General features: G+C 68.0%; 18 protein-coding genes and 2 pseudogenes. 13 read left to right on the top strand and 7 right to left on the bottom strand.

The annotated features are described in order from the left end of the window. The first annotated feature begins 43 nt into the window (after positions 1-43). Positions 44-898, top strand: a complete 855-nt coding sequence (locus ACQEXA_RS01235; protein WP_432938236.1) for an alpha/beta fold hydrolase — start codon at positions 44-46, stop codon at positions 896-898. A gap of 48 nt (positions 899-946) precedes the next feature. Here the strand turns inward: ACQEXA_RS01235 and ACQEXA_RS01230 are convergent, their stop codons facing one another. Beyond that, a complete protein-coding gene (locus ACQEXA_RS01230; protein WP_433128191.1) occupies positions 947-1,399 on the bottom strand; it encodes an RpiB/LacA/LacB family sugar-phosphate isomerase in 453 nt (150 codons plus the stop codon). 32 nt (positions 1,400-1,431) lie between these two features. Continuing rightward, complete coding sequence (locus ACQEXA_RS01225; RefSeq protein ID WP_433128189.1) at positions 1,432-2,379, bottom strand: ABC transporter substrate-binding protein; 948 nt, start codon at positions 2,377-2,379, stop codon at positions 1,432-1,434. Positions 2,380-2,463: 84 nt separating this feature from the next. Between ACQEXA_RS01225 and ACQEXA_RS01220 the strand changes: the two genes are divergently transcribed. From ACQEXA_RS01220 to ACQEXA_RS01205, 4 genes are read left to right on the top strand one after another with little or no spacing between them, the layout of a single operon-like run. Further along, complete coding sequence (locus ACQEXA_RS01220) at positions 2,464-3,579, top strand: zinc-dependent alcohol dehydrogenase (RefSeq protein WP_432938245.1); 1,116 nt, start codon at positions 2,464-2,466, stop codon at positions 3,577-3,579. Then, on the top strand, positions 3,576-4,271 hold the full coding sequence (locus ACQEXA_RS01215; RefSeq protein WP_432938248.1) for a 4-carboxy-4-hydroxy-2-oxoadipate aldolase/oxaloacetate decarboxylase: 696 nt from the start codon (positions 3,576-3,578) through the stop codon (positions 4,269-4,271). The genes ACQEXA_RS01220 and ACQEXA_RS01215 overlap by 4 nt, the downstream gene beginning before the upstream one ends. Beyond that, entirely contained in the window at positions 4,261-5,283 is a 1,023-nt protein-coding gene (locus ACQEXA_RS01210; RefSeq protein WP_432938251.1) for an amidohydrolase family protein, read from the top strand. The genes ACQEXA_RS01215 and ACQEXA_RS01210 overlap by 11 nt, the downstream gene beginning before the upstream one ends. A 7-nt stretch (positions 5,284-5,290) precedes the next feature. Beyond that, entirely contained in the window at positions 5,291-6,283 is a 993-nt protein-coding gene (locus ACQEXA_RS01205) for an ABC transporter substrate-binding protein (protein WP_433128187.1), read from the top strand. 96 nt (positions 6,284-6,379) lie between these two features. Here ACQEXA_RS01205 and ACQEXA_RS01200 read toward each other — a convergent pair whose 3' ends face one another. Continuing rightward, positions 6,380-7,648: an NAD(P)/FAD-dependent oxidoreductase gene (locus ACQEXA_RS01200; RefSeq protein WP_433128186.1), complete on the bottom strand. Its 1,269-nt coding sequence runs from the start codon at positions 7,646-7,648 to the stop codon at positions 6,380-6,382. Positions 7,649-7,877: 229 nt separating this feature from the next. Between ACQEXA_RS01200 and ACQEXA_RS01195 the strand changes: the two genes are divergently transcribed. Continuing rightward, the gene (locus tag ACQEXA_RS01195) at positions 7,878-8,048 is read left to right on the top strand and encodes a hypothetical protein (protein WP_432938258.1); all 171 of its coding nucleotides are present in this window, start codon (positions 7,878-7,880) and stop codon (positions 8,046-8,048) included. 233 nt (positions 8,049-8,281) lie between these two features. Then, a complete protein-coding gene (locus ACQEXA_RS01190; protein ID WP_433128184.1) occupies positions 8,282-8,536 on the top strand; it encodes a hypothetical protein in 255 nt (84 codons plus the stop codon). A 186-nt stretch (positions 8,537-8,722) separates the two neighbouring features. On the opposite strand, the gene ACQEXA_RS01185 is transcribed toward ACQEXA_RS01190, so the two are convergent. Then, positions 8,723-10,120: an IS1380 family transposase gene (locus tag ACQEXA_RS01185; RefSeq protein WP_433128182.1), complete on the bottom strand. Its 1,398-nt coding sequence runs from the start codon at positions 10,118-10,120 to the stop codon at positions 8,723-8,725. Then, a complete protein-coding gene (locus ACQEXA_RS01180) occupies positions 10,074-10,670 on the bottom strand; it encodes a transposase family protein (RefSeq protein WP_433128180.1) in 597 nt (198 codons plus the stop codon). The genes ACQEXA_RS01185 and ACQEXA_RS01180 overlap by 47 nt, the downstream gene beginning before the upstream one ends. Before the next feature lie 208 nt (positions 10,671-10,878). Here ACQEXA_RS01180 and ACQEXA_RS01175 point away from each other — a divergent pair, with 208 nt between their 5' ends. Further along, a complete protein-coding gene (locus ACQEXA_RS01175; RefSeq protein ID WP_433128178.1) occupies positions 10,879-13,029 on the top strand; it encodes a zinc ribbon domain-containing protein in 2,151 nt (716 codons plus the stop codon). A gap of 621 nt (positions 13,030-13,650) precedes the next feature. Here the strand turns inward: ACQEXA_RS01175 and ACQEXA_RS01170 are convergent. After that, positions 13,651-14,598, bottom strand: coding sequence for a LysR family transcriptional regulator (locus ACQEXA_RS01170; RefSeq protein ID WP_432938264.1), 948 nt, complete (start codon positions 14,596-14,598; stop codon positions 13,651-13,653). A gap of 183 nt (positions 14,599-14,781) precedes the next feature. Here ACQEXA_RS01170 and ACQEXA_RS01165 point away from each other — a divergent pair, with 183 nt between their 5' ends. The 5 genes and pseudogenes from ACQEXA_RS01165 to ACQEXA_RS01145 form a co-directional block, all read left to right on the top strand. Further along, positions 14,782-15,390: a flavin reductase family protein gene (locus ACQEXA_RS01165; RefSeq protein WP_432938267.1), complete on the top strand. Its 609-nt coding sequence runs from the start codon at positions 14,782-14,784 to the stop codon at positions 15,388-15,390. Next, positions 15,387-15,809: a nuclear transport factor 2 family protein gene (locus tag ACQEXA_RS01160; RefSeq protein ID WP_432938269.1), complete on the top strand. Its 423-nt coding sequence runs from the start codon at positions 15,387-15,389 to the stop codon at positions 15,807-15,809. Before ACQEXA_RS01165 ends, ACQEXA_RS01160 begins: the two co-directional genes overlap by 4 nt. Further along, a complete protein-coding gene (locus ACQEXA_RS01155; RefSeq protein ID WP_433128176.1) occupies positions 15,806-17,407 on the top strand; it encodes a 4-hydroxyphenylacetate 3-hydroxylase family protein in 1,602 nt (533 codons plus the stop codon). Before ACQEXA_RS01160 ends, ACQEXA_RS01155 begins: the two co-directional genes overlap by 4 nt. Before the next feature lie 178 nt (positions 17,408-17,585). After that, positions 17,586-18,038 (top strand): annotated as a pseudogene (locus ACQEXA_RS01150) (6-chlorohydroxyquinol-1,2-dioxygenase); the annotation flags it as partial. A gap of 275 nt (positions 18,039-18,313) precedes the next feature. Beyond that, positions 18,314-18,504 (top strand): annotated as a pseudogene (locus tag ACQEXA_RS01145) (ISKra4 family transposase); the annotation flags it as partial. Positions 18,505-18,544: 40 nt separating this feature from the next. Here ACQEXA_RS01145 and ACQEXA_RS01140 read toward each other — a convergent pair. After that, on the bottom strand, positions 18,545-19,030 hold the full coding sequence (locus ACQEXA_RS01140; protein ID WP_432938274.1) for a hemerythrin domain-containing protein: 486 nt from the start codon (positions 19,028-19,030) through the stop codon (positions 18,545-18,547). Positions 19,031-19,124 lie beyond the last annotated feature (94 nt).

Here is a 19,124-nt window from a genome sequence, read left to right as displayed (position 1 = left end):
GGCCATCGGGTCGGCCGGCATGACGCGAAAGGAGCGAACAACGGTGCCCACCGCCGTCATCGACGGGATTCCGACACGCTACGAGGTCACCGGTTCGGGACCGCCGCTGCTGATGTTCTCTCCCGGAGGCTTCGACTCCAGTCTGGAGGGCTGGCGGACCGTGGGTGTCTACCGGCGCCTGCGGCTGCTCGACCACCTCGCCGAGAGCTACACCTGTGTGACCTTCGACCGGCGTGAGTCGGGTCGGTCGGGGGGACGGCTGGAGCGGATCTCCTGGGCCGACTACGTCCGCCAGGGTGTCGGCCTGCTCGACCACCTCGGGATCGAGCGGGCGCACCTGATGGGGGGATGCGTCGGTTGTTCCACCGTCGCCGCATTCGCGGTCGCCCGCCCGGATCGGGTGCTGAGCATGGTGCTGTACTCGCCCGCGGGCGGGGTGAAGTACCGGATGAAACAGCACGATCGGTTTCGGAGCCATGCGGTGTACGCCGACGAGCACGGGCTGGAGCAGGTGGTGTCCCTCGCGCGTGGCTCGGACGCAGGCTTCACGAAGGATCCCCGGGTCGGTCCCTGGGCCCAGGCGATCCGTGGCGACGCCGGGTTCGCCGACGCCTACGCACGGACCGATCCCGACCGCTACCGGGCGATGGTGACCGGCATGGCGCGGCTGCTGTTCGACCGGGACACGGTGCCGGGTCCGGAGCCGGAGGATCTGCTGCGGCTGGACGTGCCGGCGCTGATCGTCCCCGGCCAGGACACCTCGCATGCGCCGTCGGCAGCGCGGTATCTGCAGGAGTGCCTGCCCGACAACGAGTACTGGGACGTGCCGGTGGCCGAGCAGACCGAGGAGTCGGCGCCGGCACGGGTGCTGAAGTTCCTGGCGGGAGTACGGACGTAAGCAATGAAGGGGCCCGGCCGTGGGGGGAGGCGCGGCCGGGCCCCCGGCTCAGGTGCGCGCCGATTCCCTTTCCAGCGCGGCGATCTGCTCGAGCCGCCGTGCGTGCACCCCGCCCTTGAAGGGCGTCGTCAGCCATGTCCCGACGATGTCCTCGGCGTCCTCAGGTGCCAGGATCTTGGCGGCCAGGACAAGGACGTTGGAGTCGTTGTTGCCGCGGGAGATGCGCGTGCTCCACAGGTCGTGGCACAGCCCCGCCCGGATCCCCCGGATCTTGTTACAGGCGACGGTCTCTCCGAGTCCGCTTCCACCGAGGACGATCCCGCGCTCGGCGTGACCTTCGGTCACCTGCCGGCACACGTCCGCGCACAACGGCGGATAGTCGACCGTCTCGTCGCTGTGGCTGCCGCGGTCGTTGACGGTGTGCCCCTGTGCGGTCAGCCAGGTGGTGAGCCGGACTTTGAGGGCGTAGCCGTTGTGGTCGGCGGCGATGGCGATGCGCATACGGGTCCCTTCGGCTGACGGTGAGCGTGCGGTCAGGCGATCAGCGTGCGCGTGCTCTCGACGAACAACTCCTCCAGCGGAAGGGGACGTTCGAGGATGTGCTGGTCCACGGCGTGCCGCATCAGCTCCTCCAGCACGGAGCGGTTGGGCTCCACGCCGTACGGCAGCGGATCCGTGCCGGTCACCTCCAGGACCCGCCGGTACATGCGGTCCGTGGCGGTGGGGGAGTTGATGCCTCCGCTGTGCAGCCGGTCCACGTAGAGTTGCTTGGCCCGGGCGAAGGCGTCGAAGACCAGGGCACCCAACTCGGGTTGTTCCGCCAGCAGTTCGTCGCGGATGACGATCAGGTGGTTGATCGGGTACAGGGCGCGCTCGCGCAGGGCCGTGAAGCCCGCCTCTTCGGGCTCCGGGATCAGCGGAGCGAGGGCCGAGGACGCCGACTTGGGCCCGATCACCGCGGCGAGGTCCCCGGCGAGCAGCGCGTCCTGAAGCGAACCACCGGAGTCCATGGGAACGACGTTCGCCGGGGACCGGTACGCCGCGACGTGCTCGTCGCCGGACAGCACCCAGGTGACCTTGTCGAGGTCCACGCCGTACTCTTCCTGGAGGACCGCGCGCGCCCAGACGCCGGTGGTCACCGTGTAGCCCCGGCTGACGCCGACCCTGCGGCCCTCGAGGTCTTTGGGGCTGCGCACATCCGACGCCGGGTCATGGAAGACCGCCCCGTGGTGGAAGCCGCGCACCAGGAAGACGGGCACGGCGGTGAACCGTGCCCCGTGTGCCTTGGCGACCAGATACGTGGTCAGTGCCATCTCGCTGACGTCGAACTCCAGCCCGCGCACCATGCGCCGGAAGGCATCGACGAGAACGGGGACTTCCTCGAACTCGAAGCGGAAGCCGCGGGGCGTGACCGCCCCCGTCTTGAGCGCCTCGTTGTTGCCCTGCGTCCGGGTCACGGTCCTGAGTTGAGGTACGGCCATGACTCGAAAAGGTAGCATGGTTAGTCCATAAGTCCATAGACTGTCGTTCCGGCGGGACATCCCCGAACGTGAGGAGACGACGTCATGGCGGAACAGGTGCTGGCGGCGGTCAGAACGGCGCCCGGCCGGACCGAGCTGCGGGAGTTCCCGATGCCGGACATACCCGACGACGGAGCCCTGTTGAAGGTCGAGGTGGCCGGCATCTGCGGCACCGACGTGAAGATGTACGCAAAGCCGCCGTTCACCGACCCCGTGATCATGGGGCACGAGAACGTGGGCGTCATCGCGAAGGCCGGCCGCACCTTCACCGAACGCAAGGGCCTGGCCGAAGGGGACCGGGTGTTCGTCGAGCACTACGTCGGCTGCTATCGGTGCGAGTGGTGCCACCGGGGCGAGTACCGCCACTGCGAGGCCACCGACTGGCGCACCAACTCCGACGCCCGCCGGTACGGCTACACATCGGCGAACCACCCGTACCACCTGTGGGGCGGCTTCGCCCAGTACCTCTATCTGCCGTGGAGCTCGGTCACCCACCGCGTGCCCGATGGGGTATCGGCCGAACTCGCAGGGCTCGTCACGCCGTTGTCGAACGGCATCGAGTGGGCATTGTTCACCGCGGGCGTCGGCTACGCCTCGACCGTCCTCATCCAGGGTCCCGGACAGCAGGGGCTGTCCCAAGTCGTCGCCTGCAAGCAGGCCGGTGCCTCCCTCATCATCGTCACCGGCACCACCCGGGACGCGGCGCGCCTGTCCCTGGCCCGGGAGCTGGGTGCCGACCACGTCATCGACATCACCCAGGAGGACGTCCTCTCCCGCGTCCTGGACATCACCGGCGGCCGTGGAGTCGACGTGGTCCTGGACTGCACCGCGGGCGCGGGCACCGCGCCCGTCCTGCTCGGCATCGACGCGCTCAAGCGGCGCGAGGGCACGATGGTGGTCCAGGGCGAACTGGCCGCGTTCCCCGACTTCCCCATGAAGAAGCTGACGGAGAAGTCGATCGCGCTGAAAAGCGCTCGCGGCCACAGCTACCGCTCCTGCGAACTCGCCCTGGAACAGCTCGCTTCGGGCCGGTTCCCGCTGGAGAAGCTGAGCACCCACAGCTTCCCCCTCACCGAGGTCGACCGTGCCATCCGCACGGTCGGCGGCGAGAGCGGCGAGGACGCCGTGCACGTCTCGCTCCTGCCCTGGGCGGCCGCATGAGCATCGTCGTCCGCGACCCGCACCGTGCCGACCGGGCCACGGTCGACGCCCTGGCGGCGTTCGGCGTGGCCACCGTCCACGAAGCCCAGCACCGCACCGGGCTCCTCGACCCCGCACTGCGTCCCGTGTGGCCGGGCGCGCACATCGCGGGCACCGCCGTGACCGTGAGCGTGCCGCCCGGCGACAACTGGATGATTCATGTCGCGGTGGAGCAGTGCCGGGACGGCGACATCCTCGTGGTCTCCCCGACCTCGCCCTCCCAGGCCGGCTACTTCGGTGACCTGTTGGCCACCGCGGTCTCCGCGCGTGGTGTGCGCGGAGTGGTCATCGACGCCGGCTGCCGTGATGTGGCGGAGCTGCAGCGCATGGGATTCCCCGTATGGGCGCGGCACATCAGCGCGTTCGGCACGGTCAAGGAGACCCTCGGTGACGTCAACACCCCGATCGTGTGCGCCGGGCAGCACATCCAGCCCGGTGATGTCGTCGTCGCAGACGACGACGGTGTGGTCGTCGTGCCGCGGCAGGATGCCCAGGCCGTGCTCGACGGGTGCCGGGCGCGGGAGGAGAAGGAAGCCGTCAGCCGAAAACGCTATGCGAGCGGCGAGCTGAGCCTCGACGTCAACTCGATGCGTGAGCGCCTGGCCCACAAGGGCCTGACCTACGTCGACCGGGAGGCCACGGATGATCATTGATGTACATGGCCACTACACCACGGCACCCCGGACCCATCAGGCCTTTCGGGACGCGCAGTTGGCCCGTCTCGCCGACCCGGCGCGGCCTGTCCCCGAACCCGCCGCGATCAGCGACGACGCGATCCGTGAGAGCGTCGAGACCAACCAGCTGAAGCTGCTGCGGGAACGCGGCGGCGACCTGATGCTCTTCTCGCCGAAAGCATCCGGCATGGAACATCACGTCCCGGACCCGGCGACCGCGCGTACATGGGCGCGTGTGAACAACGACCTCGTCCACCGGGCCGTCGGACTGTTCCCGCGGAACTTCGCGGCCGTGTGCCAGTTGCCGCAGACCCCGGGCGGTGCCCTCGAAGACGCCATCGCCGAACTGCGCCGCTGTGTGGAGGACCTCGGGTTCGTCGGCTGCAACCTCAACCCCGACCCGTCCGGCGGCCACTGGACCTCGCCACCGCTCACCGACGCGTACTGGTTTCCCCTGTACGAGGTGATGGTCGAACTGGACGTCCCCGCCATGATCCACGTATCGGCGTCCTGCAACCCCAACTTCCACGCCCTGGGCGCCCACTACCTCAACGCGGACACCTCGGCGTACATGCAGTTCGTCCAGAGCGACCTGTTCGCCCGCTTCCCCGCGCTGCGGTTGGTGATCCCGCACGGCGGCGGGGCCGTGCCCTACCACTGGGGTCGCTACCGCGGGCTGGCCATGCGGCTGGGCCGGCCGGACCCGGCCGAGCACCTCAAGGACAACGTCTTCTTCGACACGTGCGTGTACCACCAGCCGGGCATCGACCTGCTGCACCAAGTCGTCGACGCCGGCAACATCCTGTTCGCCTCGGAGATGCTCGGCGCCGTGCGCGGCGCCGACCCGGACACCGGCATCGCCTGGGACGACACCAAGACTTACGTCGACCGGGCCGGGCTCACCGACGAGCAGCGGCACCAGGTCTTCGAGGCCAACGCCCGGCGCGTCTATCCGCGCCTGGACGCACGACTGACGGCACAAGGCAGGTAGGACCCCCATGACCCGACTGCACCTCACCTTCGCCTGCGGCGACTACGACCGCACCCGCGCCCTGGCGGAGGGCGCCGTCCGACCCGACGGCATCGATCTGACGTATCTGCGGCTTCCGGTGGAAGAGACCTTCTTCCGGATGATGCGGCACCAGGAGTTCGAGGTCGCGGAGCTGTCGCTGTCCTCCTACGTCCTGTCGCTGCGCGAAGACCCCTCGCCCTTCGTGGCCCTGCCGGTGTTCACCTCACGCATGTTCCGGCACGGCGCCCTCTACTGCCACGCCGACGCGGGCATCTCCCGGCCGGAGGACCTGCGCGGCAAACGCATCGGCACCCCCGAGTACCAGCTCACCGCCTGCGTATGGATGCGCGGCATCCTGGCCGAGCGGCACGAGGTGCCGGTCGACTCGGCCGAGTACGTCACCGGCGGGCAGGAGACGCCCGGCCGCATCGAGAAGGCCGGCGTCGACCTGCCGCACTCGCTGCGCATCAGCCGCATCCCCGAGGACCGCACGCTCGCGCAGATGCTCGCCGAGGGCGAGATCGACGCCCTGTGCAGCCCGCGCGTACCGAGCCCGTTCGCCGCAGGCGACCCGCGCGTGCGCCGGGTGTTCCCGGACGTGATCGCCGCCGAGAAGGAGTACTACGCGGCCACCGGCATCTTCCCGATCATGCACGTGGTGGCGATCCGCCGGGACGTCTACGACCGCCACCGCTGGGTCGCCCAGTCCCTGTACAAGGCCCTGCTGGCGGCGCGGGACGCCGCGTACGACAACCTGTACGACACCTCGGCGCTGCGCTTCATGCTGCCCTGGCTCACCCCACAGCTGGAGGAGGCCCGCGCCTTGATGGGCAGGGACTACTGGTCCTACGGGGTCCCGGCGAACCGGGAGACGCTGGCGACGTTCCTGCAGTACCACCACGAGCAGGGGCTGTCCGCGCGGCTGTGGCAGCCGGAGGAGATCTTCGCCCCCGAGTCGCTGGAGTCCGCAGTGATCTGACGGGCCATCGAACGCCGGCCGACCGAAAGACGGAAAGACGGAAAGCGGGGCGTGTGGCACAGAGCCGCACGCCCCGCTGGTCAGGAGTACAGGAGTTCAGGAGGAGGACACCGCGTCGGGGCGGGCCGCCAGCAGTGTCTTGAGCAGGGTGCCGGAATCGGCAGCGGCGCTCGCGGGGAGGACCGCCCCCACGGTCAGCGCCTTGCGGACCGCCATGTAGTCGGCGGGGCTGTTGACGGCGTCGATCGCAAGGAGTTCGCCCCGCCGGTAGTACAGGACGGAGAAGCGCTCGCTGTCCGGTTCGCCCCGCACGACGTACTCGTCGTGGCCGGCCGACAGTCCCGCGATCTGCAGTTTCAGATCACCCTGGTACGACCAGAACCAGGGCACCGGCCGCGCCCCGACGGGCCGGCCGAGCAGTGAGGCGGCCGCGGCCGTGGCCTGCGCGACGGCGTTCTGCACGGACTCCAGCCGCACGGCGCCCAGACCCGGCACCGGATGCGACTGGACGGTGCAGTCGCCGGCCGCGTGGACATGGGGGTCGGAGGTGCGGGCCTGGGCGTCGACGATGATGCCGCGGTCGCAGGCGAGCCCCAACTGTTCGGCGAGTTCGGTGCGCGGCAGCACGCCGACCCCGACGAGCACTAGATCCGCCGGCAGCGCCGTGCCGTCCGTGAGCCGTACGGCACGCACACGCCCCTCGGCGCCCTCGAAGCCCGAGACGCCCGTCGACAGCAGCACGCGGGTGCCGCGCCGCAGATGGGCCCGACGGTAGAACTCCGAGACGACGGGGGCCACGGCGCGGGATATCAGCCGGTCGGCGGCCTCGACGACGGTGACCTCCTTGCCGAGCGCACGCGCCACCGCGGCCGCCTCGAGACCGATGAAACCGCCCCCGACGACCACCACCCGCGCGCCGGGTACCAGCCGTTCGCGCAGATACGCGGCATCGTCGCGGTCACGCAGGCAGCAGATGCCGTCGAGGTCGGCCCCGGGCACATCCAGCCGCCGGGGCGCGGCGCCCACGGTCAGCGCCAGCCGGTCGAAGGCGAAGGTGCGCCCGCTCGCGGCCCCGGCGACACCCGAGCCCTGCCGGCCGGCGGAGGACAGGGCCACCTCAGTGACCCGTTCGCCGCTGACCAGCGCGATGCCGGCGTCGGCGTAGTACGACGGGGCGCGCAGGGTCAGCGACTCGAGGTCGGTCTTGCCGCTCAGGAACTCCTTCGACAGAGGCGGTCGCTGGTACGGCGGATGGATCTCCTCACCCACCAGAGTGATCGGCTCCGTGTCCCCGAACTGCCGCAGCGAAGCGGCCAGTTGCAGACCAGCCTGGCTGGCGCCGACGATGAGCGTTCCGCCCGTCATGACGTGGCCCCTCTCGACCCTATTAAATGTCAGACCATTATACCAACATGAGGTCGGGTGCGGTCGAGAGGGCAGGGCGAGTCCGGCGGGGACTTCGACAACACGGACTTCTCGTCCAACGTCGACGACCTGGTGAGCGCGGCCGGCCACCTACGGGACCGGTTCCGGACGCCCGCGCTCCTGGTGGGCCACTCAGTCGGCGGCGCGGCACGTGTCCGGGGTACGGGCGGTGGCGACGATCGCCGCCACCGTGGACCCGGCTCATGTGGCACACCTGCCGGCCGACAGCCGTGCGGAGATCGAACGGTCGGGCGAGGCCCGGGTCTCGCTGGGTGGCCGCACCTTCCGCATCCGCCGGGAGTTCCTCGACTACATCGCCGGACAGCCGCAGGCCGAGTGAGGCTGATCCTTTGGAGCGGACACCCTGACGATGGATCTTGATGGTCTAGGGAGGGATGTCCAGGCGGGACACCAGTCTCCGTAACCGGAGGAGCTTCGGAAGGACGCCGTCGTGCCGTACCGCGCGTCTGGCGGCAAGCGCACGTACGCGGCGGTGGCCGCGGATCTCGGGATCACCGGGGAGACGCTAAGAGCTTTCTCGTAATGCGAGCGGGGACGTGCTTCCCTGCGAGGGTGCTGAGTTTACCGGATGTCGATCTTGAGGTTGTGGAGTGCGGCGACGTCGGCGACGGCATGATTGACCGCCTCGCCCCGGCGTCTGCATTGGCGGAGGATCTGGTGGTCTTTGAGCCGGGCGATGGTGTGTTCTGCGACGCCCCGTCGTTTGCGGAATCGGCGGTAGGCGCGGTCTTTGATGATGCGGCCATCCGGCCCGCGGTGTGGTGTGCGAATGCGGTCGCAGCCTCGGTAGCCGCCGTCACCGGATAGCCGGGGATGGTCGGGCAGTGTCTTAGCCTTGATCCACCGACGTGGCCTGGAATGGATCTTCTGACCGGTTTTTGAGCGGGTTTCGGGTCGGTGTCTGTGTCTGGGCAGGTGGTATCCGCTGGTCTGCTCAGCTTTTCCACGGTTCGGTTCCGGTCGGGCCCTGGCGGGCGGGGTGGGCGGGGACTGTCAGCCGGGTTCGGGCGGGGCGTGGACGGTGTCGAAGAGGTGTGTCCAGGCGTGCTGCCAGCGCCAGTTGTGCGGGAGGTGCAGGGTGATGCGCCGGGCGGAGCGGGCGAGGCGGGCCGGGACGTGGATCAGGTGGGCGCGGAGGGTGGCGGTGGTGGCCTTGGCGTGGAAGGCGGAGGTCAGTGCGCCGGTGGCCCGCAGGAGGTTGTAGGCCATGGCCCACAGGGTCAGCCAGGCGGCGTTGGCGTGGAAGTGCGCGGACGGCAGGTGGGCCATGGCAGAGGCTTTGCTGTCGGCGATGACCTGCTCGATGACGGCGTGGTGGCGGTGTTCCCGTTCGGCCTGGAGGGTGGGGGCGGGGTTGTCGGTGAAGAACGGGTGGTAGCGCCAGGCGGGGAAGAGCTCCCCCTGCTCTCCCACGACCGCGGGTTTGGCCAGGTCGCGGACCCGGCGCACGATCAGCCGGGCGGTGACCCGCTCCGTCTTCTTGCGGCTGGCGAACGCGGTGTGGGCGGGTATCTCGGCGACTTCGGCGTCCGAGATGAGTTCCCCCGTCTCGGGGTCGGGCACCGCGGTCGGGTAGGTGATCTGCCGCCATGCCTGGTCGGGGATGGCGAGGATGGCCCGCTTGATGGAGGGGTTCATGCCGGTGGTGATCGAGAAGTGGGCGCCGGCCCGGCGGCAGGCGGCGATCACCCCGGCGTTGTAGAACTGGGAGTCCGCCCGCAGGATGCGGGTGCCGGTGCAGCCGGCCTCCGCGGCGGTAGCCAGGGCCTCACTGACGAACTTCGGGGCGCCGCGGGAGTCGGCTGCCTTGCCGCGGCGCATCCGCACCCCGGCGATCACCGGCCGGGACTGTGGAGTGCAGATCGTGGCCAGCAGTGGGTGCAGGGTGCGGATGCCTTTGAACCGGCCGTACTCGGCGCCCTGCTTGGTGCGGCCGTATACGCGTTTGTGGGTGGAGTCGACATCGATGAACGCCATCTGGTCGGCCCCGGGCAGCAGTGGGGTATGCGCGGCCAGCGCACCCAGGAACCTCCTGTGCACGGCGTGGAGTTGGAGGGCATGGCCGTGGGTGAACGCGCGCAGGAAAGTGCCGAGCGTGGAGGGGGCACGAATACCGCCGAACATGGTCGGCATCGCACCGTGCCGCAGGACGTCGAGGTCGTCGATGCTGTCCGCACCCGCGACCATGCCGGCCACGATGCTGGTGACCTTCGCGTCCGCCGCCGCACCCGCGCCGTTCGTCACCCCGGTCAACTTGACCTTCTCCGTCACCAGTCGCGGCAGACCACACCGCTCGGCCAGCCGCATCACCGGGACCAGCCCGGCATGCGCGATCAGATTCGGATCATCGAACGCAGCGGAGACCGCCGCTGGCGTATGGGAAACTTGCATCTCGGAAGTGCCTTGCTGATTGTGCGTGCTGGAAGCGTGAAGAACTCCCATCATCGCAGGTCACAAGGCACTTCTTCATTTTCCCAAGCGTCATCCACAGGCATCGGTCGGTGGATCGAGGCTTAGCGAGGGTTTCACGGAAGACGACCACATCGTTGCGGTTACCCGGCCAAGCGTCCCCCACGGCCACAACGCGCCGGTCGCGAGCCCGGCAGACGATCTGCACGTTCACGCTGCGCCGGTAGTTCTTGCTCTTCGCAGTGCGCTGCTGGTCGTGGACAGGGATCAAGGTTCCGTTGACAATCCACAGCTCCCGTCGGTCAGTCGGTGGTGGTCCCAGGAGCTTGGCGAGCGGTTCCGCGAGCCGACTCATGACCCGGTGGGCGGCGGCGTGAGAGATGCCGAATAGGCATCCGAGCTGCTGCATGGTGAGGTTGGTCCGGTACGCGAGCACGACGAGGAGAACCCGGTCGGGAAACGGCAGAGACCAGGGCCGGCCCCGGCCGGCATCCGGCTTGATTTCCCACAGCTGCTCGACGAGATACTGCATTTGCGGTCCGGTCAGGCCCTCCAGGCACGAAGGTCACCCGAGGGCAGCGGGCAAGACGCAGACGCATGAAAGTCATTGTAGAGACCGAAGTGCGGTTGTGAGAGGGCCCGTTGTCAGTGGGGCGTTGTAGCTTTGGCGTTGGTTGCCGCGCTGGCCAAACCGCTGACAGATGCGGGTCGTTGCGATGTCAAAGGAGGTGGGGTAAGCGATGGACGCAAAGCTGCCTGAACCCGCGCCCGCCTCCGACGGTGCACCTTCGGCCCGCCGATACCGAGGCAAGAACAAGGGGAAGCGGTGGTCGCTGGGTGCGAACACTGAGCTTGCGGTGATCCGTCTCCCGCTCGATGTCCACGACCCCGGCATCCGGCACCGGACCGAGAGTCTGTTCTCGGCGATGTGGTCCCTCAAACGGGCGCTGCAGCGTGATGCACGGGACGCCGTCGATGCGTACTGGGCGGGTGATGTCCGCCGCGAGAGGGACGCGAAAGCGTGGCGGCTTCAGCTGGGTCTGTCCCGGGAAGGGATGGAACGCCGCGCCTACCGGCACATGGAAAACTCCAGGCACCTCGCCCATCACGTCACCAAAGCACTGGTGATGCACCAGGCCGACGAGGTCTTCGAGACTTCCGTGAGCCGGCATCTGTTCCCGGACTCTTCCGGCCGTCGGCACGGCCGGCCGAAGACCGGTCGCTGGTGGGACTACACGCGGATCCCGGGCCGCGCCCGCTCCCACACCACGTCGCGGAAGTGGGAGACCTTCCGGCTGCACGGCACCCTGGCCGGGCACCTGAACACCTACCGCCACCGCAACCTCGACCATACGGTCACCACCCCGGAGCAGGCTGCCGCGCTTCCTGCAGGGACCGGGGTCCTCGAGCAGCCACGGCACCTGCCTGCTCCTATGCGCCCTACGGGACGTATTCAGACGGGCGAGGTCACGGCGAAGAACGTGCAGAAGACGCGGGCCGCGACGTGGTGGGACTACAGCGGGCCTTTGGCCGTCGTGTTCACCGGCGGCGCCGATTCACGTCGTGGTGACCTGGTCCTGCCCGTCCGGCTGCCTTCGGGTTCGGGCCGCTGGCCGCGCCTGGTGCACTTCCTGACCAACCCCGACACCTGGCACAAGATCGACCTCGTGCGCCGCCGCGACACCTCAGCGCCGGGCGGGTGGGCCTACGAAGCCCACCTAATCGTCCTGACCGGCGGCTACGCATCCCCCGCCACGAAGGCCCGGCGTGCGGCGGCGGCCGCACTCGTCCGGGTCGGTGGCATCGACGGCAACGTCTCCAACCTCTCGATCGTTTCCTTCCCCGACACCTTCGACCCCGCCGACGGCGACGTGGAGGCAACCCGCATCGAGCCCAGCGACGCGGAGCTTGCCGCGCTGGCGCAGGCCCGCCGCAAGGACCGCGGCCGAAAGCGTGCCCTCGACCGCTCTCGCCGAGCGTCCAACCCCGGCCAGTACCGGCCGTCGAAACGCCAGCAGGCCCGCGCCGAGCGGCGCCAGGCTGCGGACCTTCCCGCACGGACTGTTGAAACGCCCGGCGGGGCAAGGGCGGCGAACGAGGCTGGGGTGCCCAAGCAGGCCTACCGGCGCGACAGCCTGTCGGCTGGCTACCGGTTCAACCGGGCCCGGCTCGCCGAAGTCGCCGCCACCGCCGTCGCGGCCAAAGACCACCGCGCCCGGCGCATCGCCGAGGAGATCATCTCCGGACACGGCGCGAACCTCGTTGTTGAGGACTGCGACATCAGGACGTGGTACCGCAGGTGGGGCAAAGCGCTGCAGGCCACCACACCCGGACGGCTCATAGCTGCCCTCGGCCGGGAGTGCGAGAAAACCGGCGGACGGATGCTCCGGGGCTCCACCTTCACCACCAAACTCTCCCAGACCTGCTTCTGCGGCGAAAAGGTCGCTAAAACCCTCGCCGACCGCATCCACACCTGTCCCGCGTGCGGGCTCGTCGCAGACCGGGACAAGGTCTCCGCCGCCCTCTGCGCCCACGTCCACCTCACCGACCCCGACGACCCAAGCACCGCGCGCCTGGACATAGTCCAGGCGCGCCACACACAGATCGTGTTCCATGAAGGGCTGCAAGAAGCCCTGTCGAGTCAACCGCAGCGCGGTGCACGCCCCACCAAGGGCCGCACCCACGCGGCAGCCCACACGCCGGATGCTTCCCGCCGCGGGCCTCTGCTCGACAAAACACCACCACCCGGTACCGGACTTACCCCGAATGAGACCCGACCCGCGAACGAGCGGCACAAGGCCCACGTCGGAACAGCCGGCTGCACGGACAACGCGCCACCCAGGCGCGCCGGCTCCGTACAGACATCGGGTGGACATCACCTCATTACGTGATGACTCTTAGGAACGTGGGTCCGCGAGGACACCGTTCGGTCCGCGCCTGAGCCGTCAGACGGCAGCGCGCAGAGTCCAGCCGAGGAGCTGGCCCGGCTGCGGGCCGAGAACCAGCGGCTGCTGAAGGCAGAGAAAGAGGATCGGGCCGGACCGGAGGCCCAGCCGACCGGCGGTCAGGCCCAGGAAAAGAGGGCGACGGCCAGACCCGCTGTGGTGAGAAAGCTCTCCGACGCACAGCAGTGGCATGCTTGACCGGATGATGTCCGTTCTCATGGTGTAGCGGATCAAGGCTGGTGAGCGCGCGGTTAGCTGCCCGGGACACACCCCCTTCGCCGGTGGCTGCTCCCTGCACATGAGGCAGGCCATCGTGCAACTCTCCCTGTTGAGCCGCCAGTTCAACCACGGCGGGGGGTACGCGAGTGAATGAGCAGCGGCGTCAGCTGGAGCATCGCGGTGGAGGCCGCCGACGACATCGAGAAGCAGTGGTGATCGGCAGGATCACTCGTCAGGCGGCGAAGGTGGCCCAGTCTTCAGCCAACGGCGAGAAACGCGCACTGCACGTTCCTCCGCAACTGCCCCCGTTCATGAAGACCGATCGAGTGAGCGAGCCTCCGACTGCTGTCAGTTTCCGTCCGAAGGAAGTCCGTTCATGCCGCCGAGGTCGCTCGCGGAGGCGAGCAGGCGTTCGCGAAGCCAGCGGTGGGCCGGGTCGGTCGTGTGACGGGGATGCCAGTACATCGTCTCGTGGATGTCGGGCAGGGGGAGTGGCGGCGGCAGGAGCCGGATGTCGGTCGCCGCGGCGGCGAGCTGGCGGGCCGCCCGCTCGAGGACGAGGCTGGCCAGAGATGTTCCTCGGATCAAGAAGGGCACGAGGAGGAAACTCTCCACGGTGAACTCGATCCGACGCTCGGTGCCGAGCCGGGCGAGGTGCTGGTCGGCGGGGTTGAGTTGCCGGCCCGGTCCGATGCTGTACACGAGGTGCGGGAGACGTAGGTATTCGTCCAGCGTTATCTGCTGCGCCGAGCCGGCCGGATTGGCGGCGTCGACCGCGCACAGCCATTGGTCGCTGAACAGTGGATACGACGGGAAGTCGGTGTCGCTGAGGAGCTCCCTAGGTTCGATGACGAGATCGGCCTCGTCGGTGTCCAGCAGTTGCCGTGGATCTCTCGATCTGGGGAGGACGTGAATCGTCACGCCTGGGGCCTCGGCGGCCGCCGCCCGGACGAAGGGGCTCAGCAATACCAGCGTCGCGTAGTCGGACGCGCTGATGGAGAAGGTGCGTATGTCCGTGCTCGGGTCGAATTCGGGACGCTGCTCGATGGTCCGTTCGACCAGGTTGAGGATCTCCCGTACAGGTTGCACCAGCCGCTCGGCCTCGGCGGTGAGGGTGAATTCCCTGCCCCGCCGCACCAGGAGCGGGTCCCCGAACATCTTCCTGAGGCGGGCGAGTGACGAACTGGTCGCGGGCTGACTGAGGCCGAGTCGTCGGCCCGCGCGGCTGACGTTGCGCTCGGCCAGCAAGGCATCCAGCGCCACGAGCAGATTCAGATCCACGTTCCGCAGGTTCATGATCCCCGTCCAGCCCACATATCCACGATGGAAATACTACAAATCCAAATTATCTATTGGACGGATATGTTGTGCAGATCATAGCGTCCCGGTCAAGCGGTGCGGCTTTCACGGCCGAAACTGCGGCAGGTTTCCCCCGCCTGGGCGGCGGCAGTTGTACCGCCGCCAGTTTGGAGAGATCCGATGATCGAATCAGGAAATACCCTCGGCGACTTGTGCGGGGATGACGACGTAGGGGTCGACACCGCGTCGTGGGCGTTGGAGACGAAGGCGGATCCCGATACGTTCCGGGCGGCGATGGGCCGTGTGGTCGGCAGCGTGACCGTGGTGACCACCCGGCATGATGGTCGTCCCTGGGGCATGACCGTCAATGCGTTCAGTTCGGTGTGTATGGAGCCGCCGACGGTGCTGGTGTGTGTCAACAATCGCAGTGTCACCGCTGCTGACATCCACCGCGAGAGCCGTTTCGCGGTCAATCTGCTCAGCCAGGACCAAGTCTTCGTGTCACAGCTGTGCTCTCGTCCCGGCTCCGTGAAATTCGTCGATGACTACGTCGTCGCAGGCAGTGCGCTGCCGGCCGAAGTGGCTTCGCCGGTATTGCGCAATTCGCTGGTGACCTTCGACTGCGAGGTAGCCGAGGCACGGCCCGTGGGCAGCCACTTTGTCGTCATCGGCAGGGTGCGAGCCGTCCTGGCGCCCGACCCCCGCCGCCCACTGCTGTTCGGGCAGGGGCGCTACCAACGCAGCGTGGACTTCGGCGAGGTTCCGGCGATGAGAGAGGCCGTGGCATGAAGCTGACCGGTCTGCCGGCCCGCCTGTACGACGCCTACAACCACCACGACCCGCTCGCCGCCGCGCGACTCTATGACACCGGGGCCAGGCACGAGGAGATCGCGCAGGGCAGCTCTCGGCAGGGACCGGAGGCCATCGCCGACGGGCTGCGTCACTTCTTTCACTGGTTTCCCGACGCTCGCTGGGAACCGCAGACTCAGATCACCGATCCGGGCGGGCCGGTCGCGATCGCCTATCTGCTCACTGCGACGCTGCAGGCGCCGATGGGCCCCCTCGCCGCCCGAGGCCAGCGTCTGTCGCTGCGGGGCGTGCACGTGTTGCACCTGAGGGGAGATCTGATCTGCGGCAGCGAGGACTACTGGGACGCCGCCACCTTCCACCGTCAAATGAACCACGCCACTACGGGAGAGACACCATGAGGACCGGCAAGGAATACCTGGAGTCGCTGCGCGACGGCCGCAAGGTCTACGTTGGAGGCGAACTCATCGAAGACGTCACCACACACCCCAAGACCTGCGGATACGCCCAGGCGATCGCGGAGTACTACGACTTGCACCTGGACCCCGAGCACCAGGACATCACGACGTTCATCGACGAAAACGGCAAGCGTCAGTCGATGCACTGGTTCCTGCCGCGGTCGAAGGAGGACGCTGTCCGCCGCCGCAAGTACGCCGAGTTCCTGTTCCGGCACTTCAAGGGAGGCATCTTCACCCGTCCGCCGGCCGGAATGAACGTCGTCATGTTCACTCAGGTCGACGACCAGAAGCCGTGGGCCGAGAACTCCCGCTTCACCGGCCCCCGACGCGACCTGACGGGCAACATCCAGCGCCAATGGGAAGAGGTCACCTCGAAAGACCTCGCGATCTCGCCCATGTTCGTCGACGTGCAGTACGACCGCGGCCGCGACGACGCCTTGGCTGACACCCCCATGCTGAGCATCGTGGAGGAGAACGACGAGGGCATCGTCGTCCGTGGCTGGAAGGCCATCGGCACCTCGCTCCCCTTCGTCAACAACCTCCTGATCGGCAACCTGTGGCGGCCAGGCCAGACGCCCGAACAGACCATTTATGCGATGGTGCCGGTGGCCACTGCGGGTGTAACTGTGGTCGCCCGCGAATCGCGGGCCCAGCCCGACGCCGACCCCTACGACCGTCCACTGGCAACCATCGGTGACGAGCTCGACGGGATGGTCTACTTCGACGACGTGCTGATCCCCTGGCCACAGGTCCAGCACATCGGCAACCCCGACCACTCCAAGTGGTACCCGCAGCGGCAGTTCGACTGGGTGCACCTGGAAACCCAGATCCGGCAGTGCATACACGCCGAACTCATGGTCGGCCTCGCGCTGCTGATCACTCAGTCACTGGGTACCAGCACCCAGCCGGTGGTGCAGGCACAGCTCGCCGAACTCATCCGGTTCCGCGAGACCTGCCGCGCGTTCATGCTTGCGGCCGAGGAGACCGGATTCGGGACCCCGGGTGGACTGTTCAAGCCGAACAACATCTACATCGACTTCGGCCGGGCCCACTACCTCGAGAACCAGCACGACATGGTCAACACACTGATCGACTTCTGCGGCCGCGGTGTGGTCATCCAACCGACCAAGCGCGAGCTGGACGACCCCTACATCGGCCCCAAGCTCGAGCAGGCGTTGCGCGGTTCCGAGATCAGCGCCCGGGACCGGATCAAGATCTTCCGGCAGATCAGCGAGCGCTTCCTCACCGAGTGGGGCACACGCCACGAGATGTTCGAGAAGTTCAACGGCACACCGCTGTACCTGATCAACAAGCTCACCCTGCAGCGTACCGAGTACCAGGTCGACGGGCCTCTCACCCAGCTGGCCCGCGACGTACTTGACTTCGGCGACACCGCGGAACTGGGCAAGCGGGCGCAGGAGGCGGAGAAGGCTTCTCACTACGCCAGCGTCCGCTTCCAGCCCGAGTACGCCCGCGGCCAGGACGTCCACGAGGGCTACATCGGCCACCAGACGCAGGAAGAGGCCGGGTCCAGGCCGTAAGAACGCCGTGCCCGACTGACCGCTCCGGCCCGGGGCATCCAAACCCCGGGCCGGACGACCCAGCACTTCCTGAATGTTCACGACCTCGCCACAGGGGAGCTCATGGCAACCGATTCCACCGAGGAAACCTACGCCGATGCGGTAATCGAAGCTTCCACGCGACCCCGGACCCACGCCTGCGAGAGGTCATGACCTCCCTTATGTCGACGTCTGGCAGGCCAACGAAGAGGGCTTCTACGACGTCCAGCAACGCGACGTACAGCCGCTCGGGAACGGGCGGTCCACCGATGAGCAGGGAGCCTTCTGGTTCCGCACGGTCGTTCCGAGCTACTACCCGATTCCGACCGACGGCCCGGTCGGGCGCATGCTCGACCGCACCGGTCGGCACCCCAACCGTCCGGCACACATTTACTTCATCGCCGGCGCCGCGGGCCACACTCCGGTGACCACGCACGTCTTCGTCGCGAGCAGCCCGTATATCGAATCCGACGCGGTGTTCGCCGTGAAAAAGACGCTGATCACAGATTTTGCACACACCGATGATGCGCAGCGGGCACGCGAGTTCGGGGTAGCGAACCCGTTCGCCCACGCACAGGCGGACATCGTGCTGGAATCCGTACCTGGGGCGTGAGCGCGAGGAAGCAGGGCGCCTGCGACGAGCGCCAGCAACCCGACGGTGACGCCCCACCGCGACCGCGGGTGACAGTGAAGACGCAGACGACCGGTCCGTACGGGCCGTCGGCACGCGGTTCGGGGCTGCCGGCGTGGCCGACGTCGACGTCGACGCCGAGGCACTCACCCACACCGGCGGTCCCGGTGCCCCGGTGGTCTATCTCAATGGCCAGTTCGCCACGCAGGGGTACTGGCGGCGGGTCGTCGCCGAACGACCGGTGCGATCGAGGGCGCCGCCACCTGATCGCCGGCCGCCTCGACATCACCGGCGCCCGCTGGGGCCTTGCCGGAGCCGAAGCCGTCCTGCGACTGCCTGCCTTCCTCTCCAACGGCGACCTCTACGCATACTGGCGCTTCCATGCTGCATGCGAGCGCCAGCGCCTCTACCCACCCCTGACCAGGATCAATACGAGTTCATGGCCTGATCACGGCCCGTCGCCGAGGAAGAACTACAACCATGTCGATTCATGCCATACCGAACCGGAAGACCATGTCGGGCCAGTCGGCGTCAGGCACTCCGCCGTCGAGCGCCTCGCTGATCGTCCGCTCTTCATAGCTGAAGTGGGATTCCATGATCGCCACCAATCCGTCAAGCTCACGCCCTATCGCCTCCAGGACCGGGCTGCGCGATTCGGCAGCCCTGTCAGCGAGTTCGCGCACCCGGGACAGGATTGAGGCGATCATTCCGTGATCCTCAACAAGATTCGCGACCGTCGCTGCGAGATCCGGGCGTTCGCGCAGCAACTGGGAGAACATCCCGTCGTCCTCGCCCTGGTGGTGCGACGTCAACGCGGTACAGAAGGCTAGGCAATGGGTGACAAGTGCGTCGTCGCTCAACCGACGGTGTCCGAGACTTGTCCTGATCTCGTTGATCTGGCGACGCAGTTCTTGATGTGCTCGTGAGAGCTGCAAGCTCAAGGCGGCTACACGGTCGCCGTCGCGGGAAGCCACGGATGGCGGTCCCTTCAATTCCGCACCTCCATGCCTGACGCAGTCCGCCACCGGCACGCGATGCTGCCGCAATCTGATCACGCAACGCGGCGGC

It is taken from the genome of Streptomyces sp. CA-106110, assembly GCF_050936285.1.
Taxonomy (GTDB): Bacteria; Actinomycetota; Actinomycetes; order Streptomycetales; family Streptomycetaceae; genus Streptomyces.
Note: the sequence above shows the minus strand (reverse complement) of the source record. Positions and strands in the feature narration are given on the sequence as shown.